22 protein-coding genes and 1 riboswitch are annotated in these 22869 nt (G+C 71.7%); of the genes, 13 read left to right on the forward strand and 9 right to left on the reverse strand.

Annotated features, from left to right (window positions below):
- Positions 1-205: 205 nt before the first annotated feature.
- Entirely contained in the window at positions 206-967 is a 762-nt protein-coding gene (locus tag B0I31_RS37075; protein WP_245950714.1) for a hypothetical protein, read from the reverse strand.
- A gap of 219 nt (positions 968-1186) precedes the next feature.
- On the opposite strand from B0I31_RS37075, the gene thiC reads away from it, so the two are divergent.
- Genes thiC through B0I31_RS37095 form a run of 4 tightly spaced genes read left to right on the forward strand, consistent with a single transcriptional unit; the run spans position 1187 to position 5062 of the window.
- Positions 1187-2836 carry a phosphomethylpyrimidine synthase ThiC gene (gene thiC, locus B0I31_RS37080; protein ID WP_106620055.1) on the forward strand — a complete coding sequence of 550 codons (1650 nt, stop codon included), beginning with the start codon at positions 1187-1189 and terminating at the stop codon, positions 2834-2836.
- Positions 2836-3639: a bifunctional hydroxymethylpyrimidine kinase/phosphomethylpyrimidine kinase gene (gene thiD / locus B0I31_RS37085; RefSeq protein WP_106620056.1), complete on the forward strand. Its 804-nt coding sequence runs from the start codon at positions 2836-2838 to the stop codon at positions 3637-3639. The genes thiC and thiD overlap by 1 nt, the downstream gene beginning before the upstream one ends.
- Before the next feature lie 10 nt (positions 3640-3649).
- Positions 3650-4459, forward strand: a complete 810-nt coding sequence (locus B0I31_RS37090; protein WP_181320743.1) for a class I SAM-dependent methyltransferase — start codon at positions 3650-3652, stop codon at positions 4457-4459.
- Positions 4460-4504: 45 nt separating this feature from the next.
- A complete protein-coding gene (locus B0I31_RS37095) occupies positions 4505-5062 on the forward strand; it encodes a VanZ family protein (RefSeq protein WP_106620057.1) in 558 nt (185 codons plus the stop codon).
- A gap of 60 nt (positions 5063-5122) precedes the next feature.
- Here the strand turns inward: B0I31_RS37095 and B0I31_RS37100 are convergent, their stop codons facing one another.
- Genes B0I31_RS37100 through thiO form a run of 4 tightly spaced genes read right to left on the reverse strand, consistent with a single transcriptional unit; the run spans position 5123 to position 7595 of the window.
- Entirely contained in the window at positions 5123-5554 is a 432-nt protein-coding gene (locus B0I31_RS37100) for a MarR family winged helix-turn-helix transcriptional regulator (RefSeq protein ID WP_073887014.1), read from the reverse strand.
- 58 nt (positions 5555-5612) lie between these two features.
- Complete coding sequence (thiG, locus tag B0I31_RS37105) at positions 5613-6368, reverse strand: thiazole synthase (protein ID WP_106620058.1); 756 nt, start codon at positions 6366-6368, stop codon at positions 5613-5615.
- A gap of 1 nt (position 6369) precedes the next feature.
- Positions 6370-6570 (reverse strand): sulfur carrier protein ThiS, encoded by a 201-nt coding sequence (thiS, locus tag B0I31_RS37110; RefSeq protein WP_073887012.1) that lies wholly within the window; start codon positions 6568-6570, stop codon positions 6370-6372.
- The gene (thiO, locus tag B0I31_RS37115) at positions 6567-7595 is read right to left on the reverse strand and encodes a glycine oxidase ThiO (RefSeq protein ID WP_106620059.1); all 1029 of its coding nucleotides are present in this window, start codon (positions 7593-7595) and stop codon (positions 6567-6569) included. Before thiO ends, thiS begins: the two co-directional genes overlap by 4 nt.
- A riboswitch (TPP riboswitch) is annotated at positions 7596-7707 on the reverse strand.
- A 44-nt stretch (positions 7708-7751) separates the two neighbouring features.
- On the opposite strand from thiO, the gene thiE reads away from it, so the two are divergent.
- The gene (gene thiE / locus B0I31_RS37120) at positions 7752-8411 is read left to right on the forward strand and encodes a thiamine phosphate synthase (RefSeq protein ID WP_106620060.1); all 660 of its coding nucleotides are present in this window, start codon (positions 7752-7754) and stop codon (positions 8409-8411) included.
- Positions 8411-9166: a dioxygenase family protein gene (locus B0I31_RS37125; RefSeq protein WP_106620061.1), complete on the forward strand. Its 756-nt coding sequence runs from the start codon at positions 8411-8413 to the stop codon at positions 9164-9166. Before thiE ends, B0I31_RS37125 begins: the two co-directional genes overlap by 1 nt.
- A gap of 93 nt (positions 9167-9259) precedes the next feature.
- Here the strand turns inward: B0I31_RS37125 and B0I31_RS37130 are convergent, their stop codons facing one another.
- Positions 9260-10426, reverse strand: a complete 1167-nt coding sequence (locus tag B0I31_RS37130; protein ID WP_106620062.1) for a S1 family peptidase — start codon at positions 10424-10426, stop codon at positions 9260-9262.
- A gap of 539 nt (positions 10427-10965) precedes the next feature.
- Here B0I31_RS37130 and B0I31_RS37135 point away from each other — a divergent pair.
- On the forward strand, positions 10966-11901 hold the full coding sequence (locus B0I31_RS37135; RefSeq protein ID WP_106620063.1) for a threonine ammonia-lyase: 936 nt from the start codon (positions 10966-10968) through the stop codon (positions 11899-11901).
- A gap of 36 nt (positions 11902-11937) precedes the next feature.
- On the opposite strand, the gene B0I31_RS37140 is transcribed toward B0I31_RS37135, so the two are convergent.
- On the reverse strand, positions 11938-13395 hold the full coding sequence (locus tag B0I31_RS37140; protein ID WP_106620064.1) for an MFS transporter: 1458 nt from the start codon (positions 13393-13395) through the stop codon (positions 11938-11940).
- A 576-nt stretch (positions 13396-13971) separates the two neighbouring features.
- A complete protein-coding gene (locus tag B0I31_RS37145) occupies positions 13972-14730 on the reverse strand; it encodes a GntR family transcriptional regulator (protein ID WP_073887006.1) in 759 nt (252 codons plus the stop codon).
- A 241-nt stretch (positions 14731-14971) separates the two neighbouring features.
- On the opposite strand from B0I31_RS37145, the gene B0I31_RS37150 reads away from it, so the two are divergent.
- Genes B0I31_RS37150 through B0I31_RS37170 form a run of 5 tightly spaced genes read left to right on the forward strand, consistent with a single transcriptional unit; the run spans position 14972 to position 20589 of the window.
- Positions 14972-16255 carry a sugar ABC transporter substrate-binding protein gene (locus B0I31_RS37150; RefSeq protein WP_106620065.1) on the forward strand — a complete coding sequence of 428 codons (1284 nt, stop codon included), beginning with the start codon at positions 14972-14974 and terminating at the stop codon, positions 16253-16255.
- A gap of 7 nt (positions 16256-16262) precedes the next feature.
- Positions 16263-17252, forward strand: a complete 990-nt coding sequence (locus B0I31_RS37155; protein ID WP_106620066.1) for a carbohydrate ABC transporter permease — start codon at positions 16263-16265, stop codon at positions 17250-17252.
- Positions 17249-18070: a carbohydrate ABC transporter permease gene (locus B0I31_RS37160; RefSeq protein WP_106620067.1), complete on the forward strand. Its 822-nt coding sequence runs from the start codon at positions 17249-17251 to the stop codon at positions 18068-18070. Before B0I31_RS37155 ends, B0I31_RS37160 begins: the two co-directional genes overlap by 4 nt.
- Positions 18071-18076: 6 nt before the next feature.
- Positions 18077-19525, forward strand: a complete 1449-nt coding sequence (locus B0I31_RS37165) for a glycoside hydrolase family 3 protein (protein ID WP_106620068.1) — start codon at positions 18077-18079, stop codon at positions 19523-19525.
- Positions 19526-19545: 20 nt separating this feature from the next.
- Positions 19546-20589, forward strand: a complete 1044-nt coding sequence (locus B0I31_RS37170; protein ID WP_106620069.1) for an SIS domain-containing protein — start codon at positions 19546-19548, stop codon at positions 20587-20589.
- A 142-nt stretch (positions 20590-20731) separates the two neighbouring features.
- On the opposite strand, the gene nagA is transcribed toward B0I31_RS37170, so the two are convergent.
- Positions 20732-21931 carry an N-acetylglucosamine-6-phosphate deacetylase gene (gene nagA, locus B0I31_RS37175; RefSeq protein ID WP_106620070.1) on the reverse strand — a complete coding sequence of 400 codons (1200 nt, stop codon included), beginning with the start codon at positions 21929-21931 and terminating at the stop codon, positions 20732-20734.
- 194 nt (positions 21932-22125) lie between these two features.
- On the opposite strand from nagA, the gene B0I31_RS37180 reads away from it, so the two are divergent.
- Positions 22126-22800, forward strand: a complete 675-nt coding sequence (locus tag B0I31_RS37180) for a FadR/GntR family transcriptional regulator (protein ID WP_073886999.1) — start codon at positions 22126-22128, stop codon at positions 22798-22800.
- Positions 22801-22869 lie beyond the last annotated feature (69 nt).

Here is a 22869-nt window from a genome sequence, read left to right on the forward strand (position 1 = left end):
GGCGGCGGTGGGTGGCGGGCGGTGGGGGTGAGGGGGTTGGTGGTGTGGGGCGGGGGTTGGGGGCGGTCCTCTTTGTTTCAACCGACGCTTCAGGGGCGGGATAACGGCGTTTTGGTTTGTTGGTTTTTTAGGTTCACCCGGTTGGGTGGCCGGGGTGAGGGGTGGGTTGTTGCTGTTTGCGCTGGTCTGGGTGCTGGCGGGTGGGTTAGACCGGGTCGGCGGCGGGCTCGCTTGTGCTGGGGTGGGGTGCGTCTTGGAGGGGGTCTGCGGTGGGGTGTTGGTCGCGTTGGGCCTTTGGCTGGTGGTCGGCGCGTGGTGAGCGGTCGGGACGGCGCCAGGGCAGTTCCGGGTAGGTCGCCAGTTCCACGTGGGTGGTGCAGCGGGACAGTTCGGCGTAGGCGCCGGCCAGGACGGCGGCTCTGATGCGGCGCACCTGACCGACCGTCGGCAGCTCCCCCACCAGCAGGAACGGCAGCAGCAAGCGCCACGCGCCGACGGTGGCGGCACGGTGGCGGTGTGGTGCGCGCAGCACCGCGCGAGCCACTCGCAGCGCGTGCTCGCCGGCGTTGATCGCCACCGGGTACCCGGCGTGGTCCCACGACCAGCGCAGGGCGTCGGCCATGGCGCAGCGCACGCAGTCGGCGGGCCCGGTGGCCAGTTCCTCGCCGCACTGGGAGCACGCGAGCAGCGTCATCGCCCAGTCGGTGCAGGTCCACGGGTGCCGTCCGACCTCGTCGGCGAGGACGAGCTCGGCCAGTTCGCGTTCTCCGGCGCCGCCCTCGGCGAGCTGTTCGGCGGCCAGCAGCTCCTGCCAGTCGAGCAGCCAGTACTGGTCGACGAGCTCCGCGCAGAACCGGCACGCCGGGTAGCCGCGGCCGGCCAGGTCGCCGCACGACGGGCACGGCGAGACGGCGGCGGGGCGGGCCACGCGCCGGGCGCCGGGCGGGAACGGCTGGTGATCAGCCACGCGAGAAAGGTACGCGCAAACGGTGGCGCTTGGCATCCGCACCTTGGCATCGGCACCTGGCCGTGGCTATGGTCAGGCCGACAGCTCGACTCACACCGATAACTCAACACACGCGGGAGCTCGCGCCACAGCGGGCTGAGAGGGCGGCTGGAGCGCGAGGCTCCGGTGCCGCCGACCGCCTGAACCTGACCGGGTAATGCCGGCGTAGGGAGGAATGTCGTGACGGCACTTGACGACCGTTCGGTCAAGCCCAGTGTCACCACCGGACCGATCTCGGGCTCGCGCAAGGTCTACCGCGAGGTGGCCGAGGGTGTGCGGGTCCCGTTCCGCCGGGTTGGGCTGACCAACGGCGATCACGTCGATCTGTACGACACTTCCGGTCCGTATACCGACGACAACGCGACCATCGACGTCCACAGTGGACTTCCGAAGCTGCGCGCGGACTGGGTCGCGGGACGCGAGCCCGTGCACGGGGCGGTGACCCAGCTGGCGTACGCCAAGGCGGGGATCATCACGCCGGAGATGCGGTTCGTGGCGGCCCGCGAGAACATGAGCCCGGAGTTCGTCCGGGACGAGGTGGCGATCGGCCGGGCGGTCATCCCGCTCAACCGCAACCACCCCGAGGCCGAGCCGATGATCATCGGCAAGAAGTTCCTCGTGAAGATCAACGCGAACATCGGCAACTCGGCCGTGACCTCCTCGATCGAGGAGGAGGTGGAGAAGATGGTGTGGGCGTCGCGGTGGGGCGCCGACACGATCATGGACCTGTCGACGGGCAAGCGGATCCACGAGACGCGCGAGTGGATCATGCGGAACTCGCCGGTGCCGATCGGCACGGTGCCGATCTACCAGGCGCTGGAGAAGGTGGACGGTGATCCGGCGAAGCTGTCGTGGGAGGTCTACCGCGACACGGTGATCGAGCAGGCCGAGCAGGGCGTCGACTACATGACGGTGCACGCGGGCGTGCTGCTGCGGTACGTGCCGCTGACGGCCAAGAGGGTCACGGGCATCGTGTCGCGCGGTGGGTCGATCATGGCCGCGTGGTGCCTGGCGCACCACAGGGAGAGCTTCCTCTACACGCACTTCGAGGAGCTGTGCGACATCCTGCGCGCGTACGACGTGACGTTCAGCCTGGGTGACGGGCTGCGGCCGGGTTCGATCGCGGACGCCAACGACGAGGCGCAGTTCGCCGAGCTCAGGACGTTGGGCGAGCTCACGCACATCGCGCGGGCGAAGGACGTGCAGGTGATGATCGAGGGTCCGGGTCACGTGCCGATGCACAAGATCGCGGAGAACGTGCGGTTGGAGGAGGAGTGGTGCGGGGAGGCGCCGTTCTACACCCTCGGGCCGCTGGCCACGGACATCGCGCCCGCGTACGACCACATCACGTCGGCGATCGGTGCGGCGCAGATCGGCTGGCTGGGCACGGCGATGCTGTGCTACGTCACGCCGAAGGAGCACTTGGGCCTGCCGAACCGGGACGACGTGAAGACCGGCGTGATCACGTACAAGATCGCGGCGCACTCGGCTGACCTGGCCAAGGGCCACCCGGGCGTGCAGGACTGGGACGACGCGCTGTCGAAGGCGCGGTTCGAGTTCCGGTGGGAGGACCAGTTCAACCTGTCGCTGGACCCGGACACGGCGCGGTCCTACCACGACGAGACGCTGCCGGCGGCGCCCGCGAAGACGGCGCACTTCTGCTCGATGTGCGGACCGAAGTTCTGCTCGATGAAGATCACCCAGGACGTGCGGCGGTACGCGGAGGAGCGCGGTCTGTCCACTGTGGAGGCTATCGAGGCGGGCATGGAGGAGAAGTCGCACGAGTTCACCGACCACGGTGCCAAGGTGTACCTGCCGGTGGTCGAGTGATGGCGTCCACGCCACCGAGGGTCCTCACCATCGCCGGGTCCGATTCCGGTGGTGGTGCGGGCCTGCAGGCCGATCTGAGGACGTTGTTCGCGTGCGGTGTGCACGGGATGACGGCGGTCACGGCGGTGACCGTGCAGAACTCGCTGGGCGTCACCGGGTACACCGAGGTGCCGCCGGAGGTGGTGGCCGCGCAGATCGAGGCGGTGGCCACCGACATCGGGGTGGACGCGGCGAAGACGGGGATGCTGGCGTCGGCGGCGATCATCGAGGCGGTCGCGGCGGCGGTGGACCGGGTCGACGTCGGGCCGTTCGTGGTGGACCCGGTGGCGGCGTCGATGCACGGCCACCAGCTGTTGGCCGACGACGCGCTGGACGCGTTGCGGACGTTGCTGTTCCCGCGGGCGACGCTGGTGACGCCGAACCTGGACGAGGTGCGGCTGCTCACCGGGATCGACGTGCGCAGCCGTGCCGACCAGCGCAAGGCCGCCGAGGCGCTGCACGCGCTGGGCCCGCGGTGGGTGCTGGTGAAGGGCGGGCACCTGTGGGACGACCCGGAGTGCCTGGACGTGCTGTTCGACGGTGCGGAGTTCGTCGAGCTGCTCGGCCCGCGCTACGACGTCAAGCACACGCACGGCAGCGGTGACACGTTGGCGTCGGCGATCGCGTCGCAGCTCGCGCGGGGTGCGGACGTGCCGTCCGCGGTGCGGTTCGGCAAGGACTTCATCGTCCGCTCGGTGGCCGCCGCGTACCCGTTGGGTGGCGGGGTCGGTCCCGTGTCGCCGTTGTGGCGGTTGGAGGGCTAGCTTCGGTGGGGTGGAGGTCGACTTGACCGGTGCCCCGGAGACGATGCTGGCGACGCTGTACGCGCGGGCGCTCGACGCCCGCGCGCGGCAGCCGATCCTCGGTGACGCGGCGGCGCTGGACGCCGTGTCGCGCATCGAGTACGACTTCCCGCGCACCGGTATCACCGCGTCGACGGCGGCGGGGGTCGCGATGCGGGCGAAGCTGCTGGACGACTGGACCGCCGACTTCCTGGTGCGGCACCCTTCGGCGACCGTGCTGCACCTGGCGTGCGGGCTGGACACGCGGGCGCAGCGGATGGCGTTCGGGCCGGGGGTGCGGTGGGTGGACGTCGACCTGCCGTCGGTGGCGGTGCTGCGGGAACGGTTGCTGGACGTGCCGGGCGGGGACTACCGGCTGGTGCACGCGTCCGTGACGGACGACGGGTGGTGGGACGAGGTGCCGGCGGACCGGCCCGTGGTGGCCGTGTTCGAGGGGCTGACCATGTACTTGACCGGGGACGAGGTGCGCGGGCTGGTGCGGCGGGTCACCGGGCGGTTCGGGCGCGGTGAGCTGCTGTTCGACGTGTACGGGTCGTTCGGGATCAGGGTGCAGAAGCTGGTGCCGGCGGTGCGGCGGGCCGGGGCGACGTTGCACTGGGGGCTGGACGACCCGGCCGTCGTGGAGTCGTGGCACGAGGGGTTGAGGTGCGTGGACGCGGTGCGGTCGGTGGAGCTGCCGCAGATCGCCGCCGAGCCGCTGTCGGGGCGGGTGCCGATGTGGGTGATGGCCCGGTTGCCGAAGGTCAGGGACGTCGGGCGGGTGCTGCGGTACCGGTTCTAAGGATGCTCTAAGGCACCGGCGTGGAACTCGGGCGTCTTGTAAGACATGGGCGCACTTCAGGACGCTTACGTCGCCGAGCTGGTGTTGAGCCAACCCGAGGCGGTGACGGCGCTGTTCGCGGGCTCGGTGCTGTTGGGCGCGGTCGGGTTCGTGATGGCGCGGCGGCGTGGCTGGGCGGCGTTGCCCGCCGTGCTGGCGGGGTGCGGGCTGGCGTTGGCGGTCGCGGTGACGTTGGCCCGGCCGGGTGGCTCCTTCTCGGTCGCGACCACCGACCCGATCGGGATGTGCGTCGCCAACGAGTTCTCGCTGACCGGCTCCCTGCCGCGGCTGAACCTGGTGATGCTGGTGCCGTTCGCGTTCTTCGCCACGCTGGCCACTCGCAGGCCGGTGGCGGTGTTCGGCGTCGCGGCGGCGTTCAGCGGGGCGGTGGAGTTCGTGCAGGCCCTGACCGCGATCGGGGTGTGCGAGGCGCAGGACTTCATCAACAACACGGTGGGCGCGTTCTTCGCCGTGCTGGTGGCGTGGCTGCTCACAGCCGCCGCGGGTGGCCCTCGTACAACGCGCGGAGGTCGACCCTCTCGGGATCCGGCAGCCACAGGGTGAGCGCGCCTTCGAGGAACGCCGCCGGCTCGGCCGCCCGGTCCGCGCCGGTGGACACCGGCCTCAGCTGACCTCGCCGACCAGTTCCTCCAGCGCGGGCAGGGCGTTGACCAGGGCGTCGCGGTGTTCCGGGCTCAGTTCCTCGATCCGGCGCTGCAGCTCCCGCACCCGCGCCGAACGCACGCCGGACACCATCGTCACGCCTTCGGGCGTCGGCGTCGCCAGCCAGGCGCGGCCGTCCTGGGGGTCCGGTTCACGGCGCACGTACCGGGCCTCCACCAGGGCCGCCACGATCCGTGACAACGTCGGCGGCGCGACGCCTTCCTTGGCGGCCAGGTCGCCCAACCTCATGGGGCCGCACCGGGCCAGCGTGGCCAGCGCCGACACCGCACCCGGCCCGAGCCCGGGCGACCCGGTGCGCCGGAGCAGCCGGGATAGCCTGCCGATCGCGAGGTACAGCCGGGCGGTGGCGTCCTCGACCTGGTCGGCCGTCACGGCACTCCTCCTCGGGCAGACGGACACGGGCGAGCATCCATCATGCCGTGCGGGGCAATCACCCCATTGCCGGACTCGACGCGTGCGCCCAGAAACGCTTCGGGATCCGCCCCGCCAGCCGCGCCAGCCGGCCCGCCTCCACGCCCGCCCGCATCGCCGCCGCCATCCGCTCCGGGTCCTGCGCCCGCGTCACGGCGGTCGCCAGCAGCACGGCCGAGCAGCCCAGTTCCATCGCCAACGCCGCGTCCGACGCCGTGCCGACCCCCGCGTCCAGGATCACCGGCACGGACGCCCGCGACACGATCAGCTCGATGTTGTGCGGGTTGCGGATCCCCAGCCCCGTCCCGATCGGCGAACCCAGCGGCATGACGGCGGCGCAGCCGAGCTGTTCCAGCCGCAGCGCCAGCACCGGGTCGTCGGAGGTGTAGGGCAGCACCACGAACCCGTCGTCGACCAGCTTCTCCGCCGCGTCCAGCAGCTCCACCGGGTCGGGCAGCAGGGTCTGGTCGTCGGCGACGACCTCCAGCTTCACCCAGTCCGTGCCCAACGCCTCCCGCGCGAGCCGCGCCGTCAGCACGGCTTCGGCGGCGGTGCGGCAGCCGGCCGTGTTCGGCAGCGCGGTGACGCCCAGCCGGCCGAGCAGGTCCAGCACGCCGCCGCCGGACGAGTCCAGGCGCCGCATCGCGACCGTCGTCAGCTCCGTGCCGGACGCCACCAGCGCGCGCTCCAGCACCGACAGGTTCGCCGCACCACCGGTGCCCATGATCAACCGCGAGCCGAACTCGCGCCCGGCGATCACCAGTGGATCGTCCACGTCACCCTCCCTGCACGGCGGTCAGCACCTCGACCGCGGACCCCTCGGGCACCGACGTCGTCCCCCACGCCGCCCGCGGCACGACCTCGCCGTCCAGGGCGACCGCGACACCACTGGCGGGCGCGTCGAGCAGCGCGAGCACGGTGGCGACGGTCGACCCGTCGGCCAGTTCCCGTTCCAGACCGTTGACCTTCGCCTTCACCGGCTGTTTCCTCCTTCGCGGAGCAGGGTGAGCACCCGCCGCGCCGTGACGGGCGCGAGCAGCAGACCGTTGCGGTGGTGGCCGGTGGCGGCCAGCACGCCGGGTTCGAGCCAGTCGATGACCGGCGCGTTGTCGGGGCTGCCCGCGCGGAACCCGGCGGCGACCTCGGCCAGCCCGTACTCGGCGATGCCCGGCCACACCACCTCGGCGTCGCGCAGCAGGTCGCGCACGCCGCCCACGGTCACGTCACCGTCGAACCCGGCCTCGTACTGGGTGGCGCCGAGCACGAACCCGCCCTCGCGCGGCACCAGGTAGACCGGGCGGCCGGAGACCTGGGCGCGGATCGTGTGCCGCGGTGGCGGCAACGCGCCCGGCCGCGCCGACAGCCGCAGGATCTCGCCCTTCACCGGACGGATCACGTCGCGCAGCGCCGGGTGCAGGTCGCGGCTCCACGCGCCGGCGGCGATCACCGTCACGTCCGACTCCGAACCGGACTCCGGCGCGGTGTCCGACGCGGTGTCCGATGCGGTGTCCGATGCGAACACGACACCGTTGCCCGCGCACGCCTCCCGCAGCGCCCGCAGCAGCGCCCGGTTGTCCACGGCCACGTCACCCGGCACCGACAGTCCACTCCGGACCGGACCGAGTCCCGGCTCCAGCGCCCGCAGCTCACGGCCCGTCACCTTCGACGCCGACCGACCCATCCGGCCCAGGTAGGCGCACAACTGGTCCAGCACCTCGACATCGGCCCGGTCGACGGCCACCGCCAACGTGCCCACCGGGCTCAGCGCGACACCGAGGGCACGCGCGAACTCCGGCCACAGCTCCAACGACTCGACGCCGAGCGCCAGCACGTCCTCGTCACCCGGCCACGCCTCGGTGATCGGCGCGAGCATCCCGCCCGCGACCCACGAACCGCCGTGCGGCGAACCGTGGTCCACCACCACGACCCGGTAGCCGGCGCGTGCCGCGTACCAGGCCACGGACAGCCCGATGACACCACCGCCGAGGACGGTCACTCGCATTGCCAAGGCACTCACGCTCCCTGCGCCGGCATGACCCGGATCAGGTTCGACGGTCGGAGCGAACCACGCTCCCTCTCAGCCCGGTGTGTTCCAGGCTCCCGTGCGGACCACGTCCACCGTAGCGCACGAAACGCCCCTGCGGTTACGGTGCCGCCCGTGCCAGGACTCGACGGAACGCGGATCAGGCGGCGGCTCGCCGACGCACGGCTCTACCTCTGCACGCCCGCGCGGCCCGACCTCGCCGAGTTCGCGGACGCCGCGCTCGCGGGCGGCGTGGACATCGTGCAGCTGCGGGACAAGGGCCTCGAAGCCAGGCAGGAGATCGCCGCGCTGGAGGTGCTCGCCGAGGCGTGCGCCCGGCACGGCGCGCTGCTCGCGGTCAACGACCGGGCCGACGTGGCGCTCGCCGTGGACGCGGACGTGCTGCACCTGGGCCAGGACGACCTGCCGGTGCCGCTCGCCCGCCGGGTCGTCGGCGACGACGTGGTGATCGGCCGGTCCACGCACGACGTGGCGCAGGCACGGGCGGCGGCGGTCGAGCCGGGCGTGGACTACTTCTGCACCGGGCCGTGCTGGCCGACGCCGACCAAGCCGGGCCGTCCGGCACCGGGCCTGGACCTGGTGCGCGCCACCGCGGGCACGACTGATCGGCCGTGGTTCGCGATCGGCGGGATCGACCGCGAACGGCTGCCGGAGGTGCTGGCGGCGGGCGCGGAGCGGGTCGTGGTCGTGCGCGCGATCACCGAGGCAGAGGACCCCCGGGCCGCCGCAGCCTGGTTGAAACTTCAACTAAAGGGCGTACAGTCGACGGCGTGATGCCTGTGCTGTACCTGGGCCACGGGGCGCCCCCGCTGGCCGACGACGAACGGTGGACCGGCGAGCTGAGGTCCTGGTCGGCGACGTTGCCGCGGCCCGAGTCGGTCCTCGTCGTGTCCGCGCACTGGGAGAACGACCAGCTCACGCTCGGCGCGACCACCACCGTGCCGCTGACGTACGACTTCTGGGGCTTCCCCCGGCGGTACTACGAGGTCACCTACGACGCGCCGGGCGCGCCCGAGCTCGCCCGCGAGGTCGTCGGGCTGCTCGACCGGCCCGTGGCGCACGACGAGCGGCGCGGGCTCGACCACGGCGCGTACGTGCCGCTGAAGGAGCTGTTCCCCGAGGCGGACGTCCCCGTGCTGCAGATGTCCATGCCCAGCCTCGACCCGCGCGACCTGTTCGACGTCGGCCGCCGGCTCGCGCCGCTGCGCGAACAGGGCGTGCTGATCGTCGGCAGCGGGTTCATGACGCACAACCTGAGCTGCGTGGACATGTCAGTCGGCCCCGACTACGAGCCGCCGTCGTGGTCGGCCGAGTTCGACGACTGGGCGGGCCGGGCGCTGGCCGCCGCCGACGTGGACGCGCTGCTGGACTTCCAGCGCAAGGCGCCCGCCGCCGGTGTCGCGCACCCGCGCACCGAGCACTTCGCGCCGCTGTTCGCGTCGTTGGGCGCGAGCGCCGCGCAGGAGGCCACGACCACCGTGGACGGGTTCTGGTACGGGCTGTCCAAGCGGTCCGTGCAGTTCGGCTGACCCACGCGCGAACGCCCCCCGGGTCGGAACCCGAGGGGCGTCGCGTGAAGCAGTGCGCGGTCCGCAGGGACGACCACGCGCTGACCCTCCAGGTCAGCCGATCGCGAGCCGCAGGCCGTAGACGCTGAGGATCTCGTTGACCGGCTGGAAGAAGGTCGTGCCGCCGGAGGAGCAGTTGCCCGAACCACCGGAGGTCACGCCCTGGGCCTGGCCGTAGCCGGTGCCCGCCACCCACGAGCCGCCGGAGTCGCCGGGCTCGGCGCACGCGTTGGTCCGCGTCATGCCGTAGACCGCGCCCTGCGCGTAGTTGACCGTCTGGTTCTTGGCCTGGACCGTGCCGCAGCGCCAGCCGGTGGTGGAGCCGGAACGGCAGATCGCCGCGCCGATGGCGGCCTCCGAGGAGCCCTTCACCACGACGTTGGTGCCGTTGTAGCGGTTGACCCACGGACGCGAGGTCCAGCTGGAGTTGGTGCGCACCCAGGCGTAGTCGTTGCCCGGGAAGGACGAGCCCGCGAACGAGCCCGAGGTGACGCGGTTGTAGCCCTGGGTCGCGGTGCCGGTGCGGCCGCAGTGGCCCGCCGTCACGTAGCCACCCGCCGTGACCGAGAAGCCGACCGAGCAGCGCCCGCCGCCCATGTAGTAGGCGTCACCACCGCGGGTGTCGTACAGCGTGGTGGGGCTGTGGTCGACCTCGACCACGCGCACCGCCGGGCTGACCGACCTGGCGGTCGCCAGGAACGACTCCGCCGCCGCGTCGCGCTGGAAGCGGTTGACCTCGACGACGACCGAGTTCGTCTGCTCGTCGACCCGCCAGCCGGTGATCGACGTCGGCGCCGACAGGCCGTCGATCGCCGACTTCGCGCCGGTCAGCTGCCGGTGGGAGAAGGCGACGTACTTGGCGTCGGCGCCCGCGGCCTTCGCCGCGCCCGCCTTGGCCGGGTCGGCCACGGCGACCACCAGCTTGCCGGTCGCCTGGTTGATCCACGACCCCGCGTAGGCGCTGCCGACCGCGGACCGCGCCGCGGACTCGACCTCACCCGCCCGGGTGTCACTCGCCAAACGGGCGGTGACCTGTTCGGCGGTCAGGCCGAGGTCACGCTGCGCCGCTTGGAGCAACTCGGCGGGGTAGCTCTCCGTGTCGGCCGGGGTTGCGCCATAGGGCGCGGCGGGTGCCGCGCCGGCCGGTACGCTGAGAGCTGTAGCCGTGCCGGCGGCCAGCAGGACGGCCGTGGCAAGGCGGACCGCACTCGTGCGGTTCATTAGGCGTCTCCCTCATCTTCGGGTGCAGGGAACCCGAGAGCCTGGTTGCAGGGACCGCTCTCGGGGGCTCTAGGGGGACGGGTGGTGGGGCGGCGGCAGGGGTCGCCCCACCCCTTTACTTCTCGCCCGTGTCGTCGCTCGGGCCTTCGAGTCCGTCGTCGCGCTCGTCGCGTCCGGTGAGGCGCGCGGCAGGGACCGCTCTTCCGCGTCTCGCATGGCACTCCTCCCCGGTCGCTACCGATCAGTACTCGCCCGTTCGAGCGACGTTATGACCCTGTTACCTATTACGGTTCGGGCCATCTGAGGGCGAAGTGTGTCACAGGACACGCCGAGGTGACTGCGCTGTGTAGCGTTTGACAGTTAACTCTCACTCAAGGTAGTGAGACGATCACCGATTCGGGCGGATTTGCCAGAAGTAAGCGATTCGGTGAAGCAAGCCACGGACGTGTGAATGCTGTTGCTCTGGGCGGGTGAGGCAGGAGAAGTTCCGGTAACGACCCGTGTAGTCGCGATGCCGCCGCAGGGGTGAGGATCGGCCCATGGGACTCGTCACGATCTCCGACCTCCAAGCCGCCGCCGACCGCATCAAGGGCGCGGCGGTCCGCACTCCCCTGCTGCGGTTCGACGACGGGTTGTGGCTCAAGCCGGAGAGCCTGCAGCCGGTCGGCGCGTTCAAGATCCGCGGCGCGTACAACGCGCTGGCGCGGCTGCCCGAGGACGTGCGGGCGCGCGGCGTCGTCGCCTACTCCAGCGGGAACCACGCGCAGGCCGTCGCGTACGCGGCGAAGCTGTTCGGCGTGCCCGCGGTGATCGTCGTGCCGGACGACACCCCGCGGGTCAAGGTCGACGCGACCCTCTCGCACGGCGCCGAGGTCGTGCAGGTGCCGATGGCGCAACGGGAGGTGCGGGCCGCCGAGCTGGTCGCCGAACGGGGCGCGACGCTGATCCCGCCGTTCGACCACCCGGACGTCATCGCCGGTCAGGGCACCATCGGGCTGGAGGTGATCACCGACAAGCCGGACGTGGCCACGGTGCTGGTGCCGGTCAGCGGCGGCGGGTTGATCTCCGGGGTGGCCACGGCGGTGAAGGCGCTCAGCCCCGCCACGCGGGTGGTGGGGGTCGAGCCGGAGCTGGCCGGTGACGCGGCCGAGTCGCTGCGGGTCGGCACGCTCATCCGGTGGCCCGCCGGTGATCGGGCCCGGACCATCGCAGACGGGCTGCGGGCCGAGCCGTCCGAGCTGACGTTCGAGCACATGCGCGCCTACGTGGACGACATCGTGACGGTGTCGGAGGAGCAGATCGGGGCGGCGGTCGGTGTGCTCGCGCGGCGGGCGCGGCTGGTGGTGGAGCCCAGCGGTGCGGTCACCGTCGCCGCGTACCTCGCGCGGCGGTCCGAGTGGGGGTCGGCGGGTGGGACGGTGGCGGTGCTGTCCGGGGGGAACGTCGATCCGGAGGTGTTCACCCGGTACCTCTAAGCCGATGTCTTCAGCGGGGTCGTCAGCCCGGGGTCGTCAGTCGTGCACGCGCGCGGGCGGGGCGTCCACGCCGCAGCTGTGGCACTCGGGCACCTCCGGGGTCGGTTTGAGCACGCCGTTGTCCGTGCCGAGGGCCAGCAGGCCGCCGACGATGGACGCGACCGCGCACACCAGCAGAGCCGTCTGCCAGCCCTCGGTGAGCGCGGTCGGGTCGGCGTACTGGGCGCCGGTCAGGCCGGCCACGGCGGGCAGCACGGCCACCGCGACCAGGCTGCCGGTGCGGGCGACGGCGTTGTTCACGCCCGAGGCGACCCCCGCGTACCGGTCGGGGGCGGCGGCCAGCACGGTCGCCGTCACCGGCGCCACCACGGCGGCCAGGCCGAAGCCGAACACCAGCAGTCCGGGCAGCACGCCCGTCCAGTAGCCCGCGCCCGGCTCGACCCAGCGCAGCATCAGCATGCCGACCCCGATCAGGACCGGTCCTCCGACGAGTTGGGCGCGGGGACCGATGCGCTGGGCGAGCGCGCCGGAGCGGGCGGAGAGCGCCAGCATGATCAGCGTGATGGGCAGGCTCGCCAAGCCAGAGGCTGTCGGCGAGTAGTGCAGTGACACCTGCAGCTGCAGCACCATGAGCACCATCACCCCGCCCAGGGCCGCGTATACGAGGAACGTCAGGGCGTTGGCCAGCACGAACGTGCGATCGGCGAACAGCTGCGGCGGGACGAGCGGGTCACGGCCCCGGCGCTGCATCACGACGAACACCACCAGGCAGCCCACGCCGACCACCGCCGCCGTGACCACGAGCGCGTCCGCGCCCCGGACCGGCGCCTCGACCAGCGCGCCCGTGATGCCCGCCAGACCGATCGCGCCGACGAGCGACTCGCCGATGTTCGGGTGGCCGGTGAGGGCCTCGTCACGGGATTCGGGCACGTGGCGGCGGGCCAGCCACACGCACAGCGCCGCGACCGGCAGGTTGATCAGGAACGCGAGCCGCCACGACCAGGCCTGGACCAGGAGGCCTCCGAGCAGCGGCCCGATCGCCGTGGCCACGCCGGACAGGCCGGACCACGCGCCGATCGCCCGGCCCCGGTCGGCGCGGACGAAGACGGACTGGAGGATGGCGAGCGAGCCGGGGGTCAGCAGCGCTCCGCCGACGCCTTGGAGCACCCGTGCGACGACCAGCAGTTCCGTGGTCGGTGCCAGGCCGCAGAGCAATGAGGCCGCGCCGAACCAGAGCACGCCGAACGTGAAGACCCGGCGGCGGCCGTAGCGGTCCCCGAGCGAGCCCGCGATCAGGATCAGCGAGGCCAGGGCCAGCAGGTAGCCGTCGAGGATCCACTGCAGGCCGGCGACCGAGGCGTCGAGCTCGGCGCCGATGCGGGGCAGGGCGACGTTGACGATCGTGCTGTCGAGCATCGCCATGCCCGAGCCGAGGATGGTCGTCGCCAACACGGCCTTGGCCCGGCCCGTGCCCCACACCACAGTCTCCGCCACCCGGCCATTGTGCGCTCGGAGTTGTCCACAGGTCGCGTCGGAGTGCGCCGGATTGTCGGTGGGTGGTGGCAGGATCAAGAACAGGGGTCCCCCTGGGCGGGGGACGCCTTGGTGGTGTGGGCGGTTGGGGAGTTGTGGGGCTGCCTGGGGTGGAGGCGGAAAGATAAAAAAATTAAAAAAAGATGAAAGCGTCCTCGCCGGACGGGCAGATCAGCAGGATGACCCCAACTACGCCTGGATGTTCCTGTTGCGTTGTGGGTCCGGGTTTCGTGTCATCCCACCGACCTCCCTCCGGGCTACCGCACGCGTCAAGAGGGCGCCCGCAGTTGACGCCGCGGGCAAAGCTGGACCAGCCCTCTTGACGCGTGCGGTAGGGCTACGCCAGGTCGGCGGGATGACACGAACCCCTCCGTTGAGAAGGTCGAGGGGCGTCGCGGCCGCACGCGCACCGGTGCCGTTCGACCCCGCGCTCGATGGACCTTCGGACCGTCTGACCGCCGGTCTTTTTCTGCGGAGAAGGGTTCGTGTCATCCTGCTGGTCTGACCGCCGGTGACGGTTCGGTATTTGCGGTGAGGTCAGTCGGCGGGTCGGTTCAGGGTGGCCACGAACTTGTAGCGGTCGCCCCGGTACACCGAGCGCACCCATTCCACCGGGTTGCCCTCCGTGTCGAACGAGTGCCGCGACAGCAGCAGCATCGGCAAGCCGATGTCGGCGCCCAGCAGTTCCGCCTCCTCCGGTGACGCCAGAGCCGTCTCGATCGTCTCCTCCGCGTGTCCCATCTCGACGCCGAACCGCTCCCGCAGGACCTGGTACAGCGACGCGCCCGGTGCGAGGTAGCGGCGCAGGCCGCGGAACCGGCCCAGGGCCAGGTGGGTCGTCTCGATCGCCATCGGCTCGCCGTCCGCCAGTCGCAGCCGGTGCAGGCGGAGGACCTTGGCGCCCGCCCTCACGCCCAGCAGCCTGGCCAGCTCGGCCTCGGCGGGCATCTCCGACGCCTCGATCAACCGCGACGACGGCTGCCTGCCCTGGGCTTTCATGTCCTCTGTGTACGACGACAGCTGGAGCCGTTGCGCCACCTTGGGTTCCGCCGCGAACGTGCCCTTGCCCTGCACGCGCAGCAACCGACCCTCCACGGTGAGTTCGGCAAGCGCTTGCCGCACCGTGGTGCGGGACACGTCGAACTCCGCCGCCAGCGAACGTTCCGTCGGGATCGGCGATCCGGGCGGCAACGCGCGCAGGAGGTCGAGCAGATGCCGCTTGAGTCCCCAGTACTTCGGCTCGCGCTGCGCGCGAGTCCTGGCGTCCACGCCAGTCGCAGGGCTCGTTTCGAGCATGCCTTCCTCCTCGCCCCTAGCCAGCCGACCTTGCCAGCGCTCCCGGACACAGGATGCCTTGTCCTCGTCGGATCGTGCGCCCGAACCCCCGACAAGTGCCGAGAAAATGGTCCGATGACTTTGCAACGGTCCCGCAACGGCCTTGACATGCCCTGTGGCGAGGCACACTCTAGGCCGCATTGGTCTACACCACTTAGGCGTTCCGGTCGCGGGACCGGGGCATGGGGAAAGGGCGCACAACGTGAAGGGCTGGAGAGGACTGGCCGTAGGTGCCGCCGCACTCGCGGTGGCCGTGGCCGGATGTGGCACGAGCTCCGACGGCGGCAGCGGCAACTCCGGAGAACCCAAGACGCTGACGGTGTGGTTGATGGACGGCTCGGCGCCGACCACCCTGACCGACGCGCTGAACAAGGAGTTCCAGGACGCGCACCCCGGCGTCACCGTCAAGTACGAGGTCCAGAAGTGGAACGGCATCCAGGAGAAGCTGACCACCGCGCTGACCAGCAACAACCCGCCGGACGTCATCGAGCTGGGCAACACCCAGACGGCGAAGTTCGCGGCTGAGGAGACGCTGCTCGACCTCAGCGGCGACGTCTCCGGCCTCAACGGCGACCAGTGGCTCAGCGGCCTCGAGGACTCGCTGACCTGGGACGGCAAGCAGTACGGCATGCCGTTCTACGCCGCGAACCGCACGGTCATCTACCGGACCGACCTGTTCGAGGCCGCGGGCGTCACCGCCGCGCCCAAGTCGCGTGACGAGTGGATCTCCGCGATCGAGAAGCTGAAGGCCGCGAACGCCGCCGACCCGGAGTTCCAGCCCCTCTACCTGCCCGGCCAGTCGTGGTACGCGCTGCTGTCGTTCATCTGGGACGAGGGCGGCGACGTGGCCAAGCCGCAGGGCTCCGCCTGGGCGGGCGCGCTGGACACCCCGCAGGCCAAGGCCGGCCTGGAGTTCTACAAGAAGCTGGTCGACACCTCCGGCACGAAGGCGCCGAAGGACGCCGACGAGGCCACGCCGCAGCAGATGGAGGTGTTCGCCACGGGCAAGGTCGGCATGATGATCGGCCTGCCGTGGGAGCTCGCGGGCGCCGTCAAGGCCAACCCGGAACTGAAGGAGAAGACCTCGGCGTTCCCGATCCCGTCGAAGACCTCGGGCAAGACCGCCCCGGTGTTCCTCGGCGGCTCGAACCTCGCCATCCCGGCCGGCAGCAAGAACGCCGACCTGGCCAAGGAGTACCTGAAGCTGCTGAGCAGCAAGAAGTACCAGGACATGCTGGCCGAGGGCGGCGCGGTGCCGGGCACCTCGACCGACACGGCGAAGCTGGCCACCACCCCGCTGGGCAAGGCGCTGGCCGAGTCCGCCCCGAACGGCAAGGTCACCCCGACCACGCCGTCCTGGGCCGCGGTGGAGTCGGGCCAGAACCCGCTCAAGGACATGCTGACCGCGTACCTGACCGGCGCGAAGCCGCTGGACCAGGCCTCGGCCGACGCGAACACCGCCCTGTCGAAGACCCTGGGCGGATGACGATCGGATGACGGCCGTGCACACGACCGACGCCGCGGTGCCGACGAACAACTCGTCGGCACCGCGGCGTGCCGCACCGGGCGGCGCGCCGCGCCGTCGGGGCAGCACCTTCGACCGGCTGCTGCCCTACCTGCTGCTGGCCCCCGCGCTGGTGGCCATCCTCTGGTTGATCGGTTGGCCCGTCCTCTCCGTCCTGGTGACCAGCTTCCGCAAGCTGAACCTGCGCGAGCTGACCCGCGGCGAGGTCGTGTGGACCGGCCTGGACAACTACACCGAGATCCTCGGCGACCCGGCGTTCTGGGTCATCGCGGTGCGCACCGTGGTGTTCACCGCGCTCGTCGTGCTCGTGTCGGTCCTCGCGGGCCTGCTGATCGCGCTGCTGATGCGGCAGATCAGCACGGGCGTGCGGATCGTGCTGCAGGTGGCGATGCTGCTGGCGTGGGCGATGCCGCTGCTCGCGGCCACCACGGTCTACCAGTGGATCTTCGACCAGCAGTACGGGATCCTGAACAAGACCCTGGTCAAGGTCGGGTTCGACTCGTTCGCCGGGTACTCGTGGTTCTCCACCGGCACGTCGACGCTGGCGGTGACCGGGCTGCTGATCGTGTGGCAGGCGATCCCGTTCCTGGCGTTCTCGCTGTACGCCGGTGCCATCGGGATCCCGAAGGACCAGTACGAGGCGGCGGGCATCGACGGCGCCTCGACGTGGCAGACGTTCCGCGCGGTGACCTGGCCGGAGCTGAAGCCGCTGCTGCTGATGGTGACGTTCCTGTCGATGCTGTGGGACTTCAAGGTGTTCACCCAGATCTGGGCGATGCGCAAGGGCGGCCCGGACGGCGGCAGCACGACGTTGCCCGTCTACCAGTACCTGGAGGGCATCTCCAAGAGCCACTTCGGGGTGGCCGCGGCGGTGTCCGTGGTGATGGTCGCGCTGTTGGCGCTGCTGACCGTGCAGTACCTGCGCAGGCTGGTCCGTTCCCAGGAGGGCGAGCTGTGAAGACCAAGAAGGTGTCCGCGAACGTCGTCGCGCTGGTCGTGGCGCTGTTCTTCGCGTTCCCGACGTACTGGATGGTCGCGACGGCGCTGAAGCCGCGCAAGGACCTGCTGTCCAGCGGGTACGACCTGGTCCCGTTCTCGGTGACGGGCTCGAACTTCGCCACCGCGTGGGCGAAACCCGGGTTCCTCACCGCGCTGGGCAACAGCCTGCTGGTGTCGTTGGGCGCGGTGCTGGCGGCCATCGTGGTCGGCCTGCTGGCGGCGCTGGCGTTGTCCCGGATGCGGTTCAAGGGCCGCAAGGGCTTCGTGATGATGATGCTGGTGGCGCAGATGGCGCCGTTCGAGGCGCTGCTGATCCCGATGTTCCTGATGATGCGCGACCTGGACCTGCTCGACCGGCTGCCCGCGCTGGCGCTGATCTACTTCGCGGTCACGCTGCCGTTCTGCGCGTGGACGCTGCGCGGGTTCGTCAACGGCATCCCGCTGGAGTTGGAGGAGGCGGCGATGGTGGACGGCTGCGGCCGGTGGGGCGCGTTCCGCCGCGTCACGCTGCCGCTGCTGGGCCCCGGCCTGGTGGCCACGTCGGTGTTCGCGTTCGTGACCGCGTGGAACGAGTTCCTGTTCGCGCTGTCGCTGATCAACGACCAGGCCAAGCAGACGCTGCCGGTGTGGCTGTCGGGGTTCCAGTCGGCGTTCGGCACGGACTGGGGTGGCGCGATGGCGGCGTCGGCCCTGTTCACCCTGCCGGTGCTGGTGTTCTTCCTGATCGTGCAGCGCAAGATGGTCACCGGTGTCACGGCCGGTGCGGTGAAGGGGTAGGACCGCATGTCGTTGCACCGGCTCGCGTCGGGTGTGCTGCTGCCGGGGTTCCACGGGACCACCGCGCCGGACTGGCTGCTGAAGAGGGTGGCCGATGGGCTCGGCGGTGTCGTGCTGTTCGGGCGGAATGTGGTGACCGTCGACGGAGACGACAATCCAGCCCGAGATGCGCAGGTCAAAGCACTGAATGCACAGCTGCGAGGTGTGCGCGCGGACGTCGTGATCGGGATCGACGAGGAGGGTGGTGACGTCACCCGGCTCGACGCGGGCCGCGGGTCGGAGGTGCCGGGCAACCACGCGTTGGGCGCGGCGGACGACGTGGGCCTGACCCGGGCGGTGGCGGCGTCGATCGGGGCGCGGCTGGCGGCGTGCGGGGTGAGCCTGAACCTGGCGCCTTCGGCCGACCTGGTGCTCACGCTGGACGACCCGGTGATCGGCGTTCGGTCGTTCGGGTCGGACCCGGTGGCGGCGGGCGCGCACGTGGCGGCGTTCGTGGAGGGCCTGCAGGCGGTCGGGGTGGCGGCGTGCGCCAAGCACTTCCCCGGCCACGGCGCGTCCACGGTGGACTCGCACGCGGCGCTGCCCGTGCTGCCGCGTTCGGTGGCGGAGTTGGCGTCGGTCGAGTTCGTGCCGTTCGAGGCGGCCGTGCGGGCGGGGGTGCGGTCGATCATGACCGGGCACCTGGTCGTGCCGGAGTGGGGTGAGGCGCCCGCGACGCTGAACCCGCGGGCGGTGCGCGTGCTGCGGGAGGACCTGGGGTTCACCGGGGCGGTGATCACCGACGGGCTGGACATGAAGGCCGTGGGCGGTGACCTCGCCGAGGGGTCCGTGCGGTCGCTGGCGGCCGGGGTGGACGCGTTGTGCCTGGGTGGCGAGCCGTTGGACGACGACGGTCTGCAGTGGCTGATCGACAGCATCGTGGCGGCTGTGGAGTCGGGCGCGCTCCCGCCGGAGCGGCTGGAGGAGGCGGCGCGGCGGACGGCCGCGCTGGGTGCTCCGGCGGGCGCGGTGGACGCGCACGACCCGTCGTTGGGGCTGGTCGCGGCGCGGCGGGCGGTGGAGGTGCGGGGCACGTTGGCGCTGTCCGGGCCGCCGGTGGTGGTGGACCTGGCGGTGGAGCCGTCGATCGCGGTCGGTGACGTGCCGTGGGGTCTCGGCCCGTACTTGGCGGAGCTCGTGCCGGGTACCTCGGTGGTGGCGTCGACGTCCGCGGACGAGATCGCGGCGCTGGCCGGCGGGCGTCCGGTCGTGGTGGTGACGCGTGAGGCACACCGCCATCCGTGGGCTCGCGAGCTGGTGTCCGCACTCGCTACTATTGGTCTAGACCTTGTGCACGTCGAGACCGGCGTGCCGGGGCCGGACCTGGGCGCCGTCGCCCGCGTGGACACCCACGGCGGTGCACGGGTGTGCCTGCGAGCCGCGGCGGAGCGCATCGCCGACGCCCTTCAGACCTGAACGGACAGGGGAAACTTGCGATGACCGACCACCAGCCCGGCGGGCACATGGCGGCCGAGATCGACCAGCAGCCGGCGATCTTCGCCGACCTGCACGCGCGGCGGGACGCCATCGCGTCGGTCGCCTCGGTGATCGCCGAGCGCCGGCCGCGGTTCGTGCTGCTGGCCGCGCGCGGGTCGAGCGACCACGCGGCGCTGTACGCGAAGTACCTGACCGAGGTGTTGCTGGAGCTGCCCGCCGGGCTGGTGTCCCCGTCCACGACCACGCTGTACGGTGCCCAGCCCGACCTGCGGGACGTGCTGCTGGTGACGGTGTCGCAGTCGGGCGGGTCGCCGGACCTGCTCGAGGTGACCGAGTCGGCGCGGGCCCGCGGTGCGTTGACGGTGGCGGTGACGAACACGGCGTCGTCGCCGCTGAACGCCGCCGCCGAGCTGTCGGTGGACGTCGGCGCGGGCGTCGAGCAGGCCGTGGCGGCGACGAAGACGTACTCGGCGACGTTGCTGGCGCTGTACCTGCTGGTGGACGCGATCCGGGGCGGTGACGGCTCGGCCGCCGCCGGGCTCGGTGACCTGGCGCGGGCGACGCTGGACTCGTCGGCGGACGCGGTGACCGAGGCGGTGCGGCGGTACCGGTTCGTGGACCGGGTGCTGACCACCGGGCGCGGCTACTCGCTGCCGACGGCGCTGGAGTCGGCGCTGAAGCTGGCGGAGACGTCCTACCTGGCGGCGCGGGCGTACAGCGGGGCGGACCTGCTGCACGGGCCGGTGGCGGCGGTGGACGCGGAGACGGCCGTGCTGGCGGTGACCAGTGCCGGCAAGGGCGGTGACGCGCTGCACGACGTGCTGGACGCCGTGCACGGGCGTGGCGCGGACGTGCTGGCGGTCGGTTCGGCGTCGGACAAGGTGTCCGCCGCCCTGCGCATCCCGGTGGCCGAGACCTCGGAGGAGGTCGCCCCGATCCTGGAGATCCTGCCGATCCAGCGCCTGGCCCACGGCCTGGCCCTGGCCCGCGGCGGCGACCCGGACAACCCGCGCGGCCTGAACAAGGTCACCCGCACCCGCTGACCCCCGCGAGAGTCGTCCCTTCACCTCGCGCGTGTCCTACGTTCGGAACGCGCGTGTCCTACGTTCGGAACACCTGAATTCAACGCTCAGAACACGGGAAGAGGCCCGAGGGGTGATCCCCCCGGGCCTCTTCCCCGTGCGGCTACTGGCCGGCGGCGGCCAGGCCGACCGCGGCGTTCTCGTACGCCGCCTCACGGTCGAACACGACCTCGCCGTCGACCCACACCTTGCGCGGCCGGAGGTCGTCGTCCCACCAGACGAGATCCGCCACGGCGCCGGGCTCCAGCCGGCCCAGCGTGGGCTCGCCGATCGCGTCGGCCGGGACGACGGTGGCCGACGCGAGGGCGTCCGCCGGGTCCACGCCCACCGACACGATGTTGCGCACGGCCCGGTCCAGCGTCAACGCGCTGCCCGCGATCGTGCCCTCCGGCGAACGCGGCACGCCGTCCTCGGTCAGCAGCACGTCCAGGCCGCTGAGCTGGTACCGGCCAGGCGGCATGCCCGCGGCGGCCATGGCGTCCGTGACCAGCGCGACCCGGTGACCGGCGGCGTTGAACACCAGCCGGCAGACGTCCGGGCCGACGTGCGAGAGGTCCGCGATCAGGCCCAACGTGAACCGGTCGTCCACCAGCGCCACCCCCGGCACGCCCGGCTCGCGGTGGCCGAGCGGGCGCTGGGCGTTGAACAGGTGCGTCACCATGCGGGCGCCCGCCTCGGCGGCGGCCCTGGTCTGCTCACCCGTCGCGTCGCTGTGCCCGACCGCGACCAGCACGCCCGCCTCCGCCAGCCTGCGCACGGCCTCCAGGCCGCCCGGCTGCTCGGGCGCGAGCGTGACCATGCGCAACCCGCGGCGCAGCACCTCGTCGCCCAGCAGCACGTCGATCTCCGCCGCGCCGGGCGCCACCATCAGCGCCGGGTCGTGCACGCCCGCGCGTTTCGGCGACAGGAACGGCCCTTCCAGGTGCACGCCGAGCGGCTTGGCGCCCGCGTGCGGCGGCAGGGTGGCCGACGCCGCCAGCACGGCGTGCGCCTGACGCACCGCGACGGGCACGGGTGCGGTGATCAGGGTCGGCAGGAAACGGGTCACCCCCGATCGTGGGAGCGCTCTCGCCACCGCGGCCATGCCCTCGGGGTCCACCTCGGCGAAGTCGACCCCGACCGCCCCGTTGACCTGCACGTCCACCAGGCCCGGGGTGAGCAGGCCGTCGGTCAGCACCTCGGCGCCGTCGGGTGGTGAACCCGCGACGACCTCCACGATCCGGCCTGCCCTGAACCTCAGGCTGACGGGACCGGTGATGGTCCGACCGAGCAGTGCTCGCGGAGCTGCGACAACCGTGTCCAAGGTCCCTCCTCAAATGGTCCAGACCATTATGGCCGGAAGTGGTGTACGGCGTCACGTGTGGTTATAAGATAACCGAATAGAGTAAGGATGAGTGAATGTTTCGCTGCACGGCGAGGTGGGCCGCGCGGCGCTTCGGCGTGGCCCATACTTGGCGGCCAGACATCCGAGGTTTAGCTGACGAGTCGAGGGCCGCCGTGGCAGTTACCGACGACGCCATCCTGCGCGTCAAGGAGATGATCGTCTCGGGCGAGCTGAAGCCCGGCGACCGGCTGCCGCGGGAGGCCGACCTGGCCGAGCGGCTCGGGCTCTCGCGGAACTCGCTGCGTGAGGCGGTCAAGGCGTTGTCGCTGGTCAGGGTGCTGGACGTGCGGCAGGGCGACGGCACGTACGTGTCCAGCCTGCGTGCCGACGACCTGCTCGGCGCGCTGTCGTTCGTGCTGGACCTGCACCGCGGTGAGGACTCCGTGCTGGAGGTCCTGCAGGTGCGCCGCATCCTCGAACCGGCCGCGGCGGCGATGGCGGCGCAGCGCGTCGGACCGGACGAGCTGGCGGCGCTGCGGGCGTTGTGCGACGCGGCCGAGTCCGCCCGGTCGGTGGAGGAGCTGGTCGAGCACGACCTGGAGTTCCACCGGGCCATCGCCCAGGGCTCCGGCAACGCCTACCTCGCCCAACTGCTGGACACGCTCGCCGGACCGACCGTCCGGGTCCGCATCTGGCGCGGCATCACGCAGGGCGGCGCGGTCGACCGGACCGTCGCCGAGCACCGCGCCATCGTCGACGCCCTGGCCGCCCACCAGCCGGAACTGGCCCGCGCCTGGTCGACGGTGCACGTGGCGGGCGTCGAGCAGTGGCTCTCCGACCTCGCCTGACCGTTCCGAGCGTTCAACTCGGGTGTTCCGAACGTAGGACACGCGTGTTCCGAACGCAGGACACGCGCG

Origin of the sequence: Saccharothrix carnea, from assembly GCF_003014735.1 — a bacterium.
Taxonomy (GTDB): domain Bacteria; phylum Actinomycetota; class Actinomycetes; order Mycobacteriales; family Pseudonocardiaceae; genus Actinosynnema; species Actinosynnema carneum.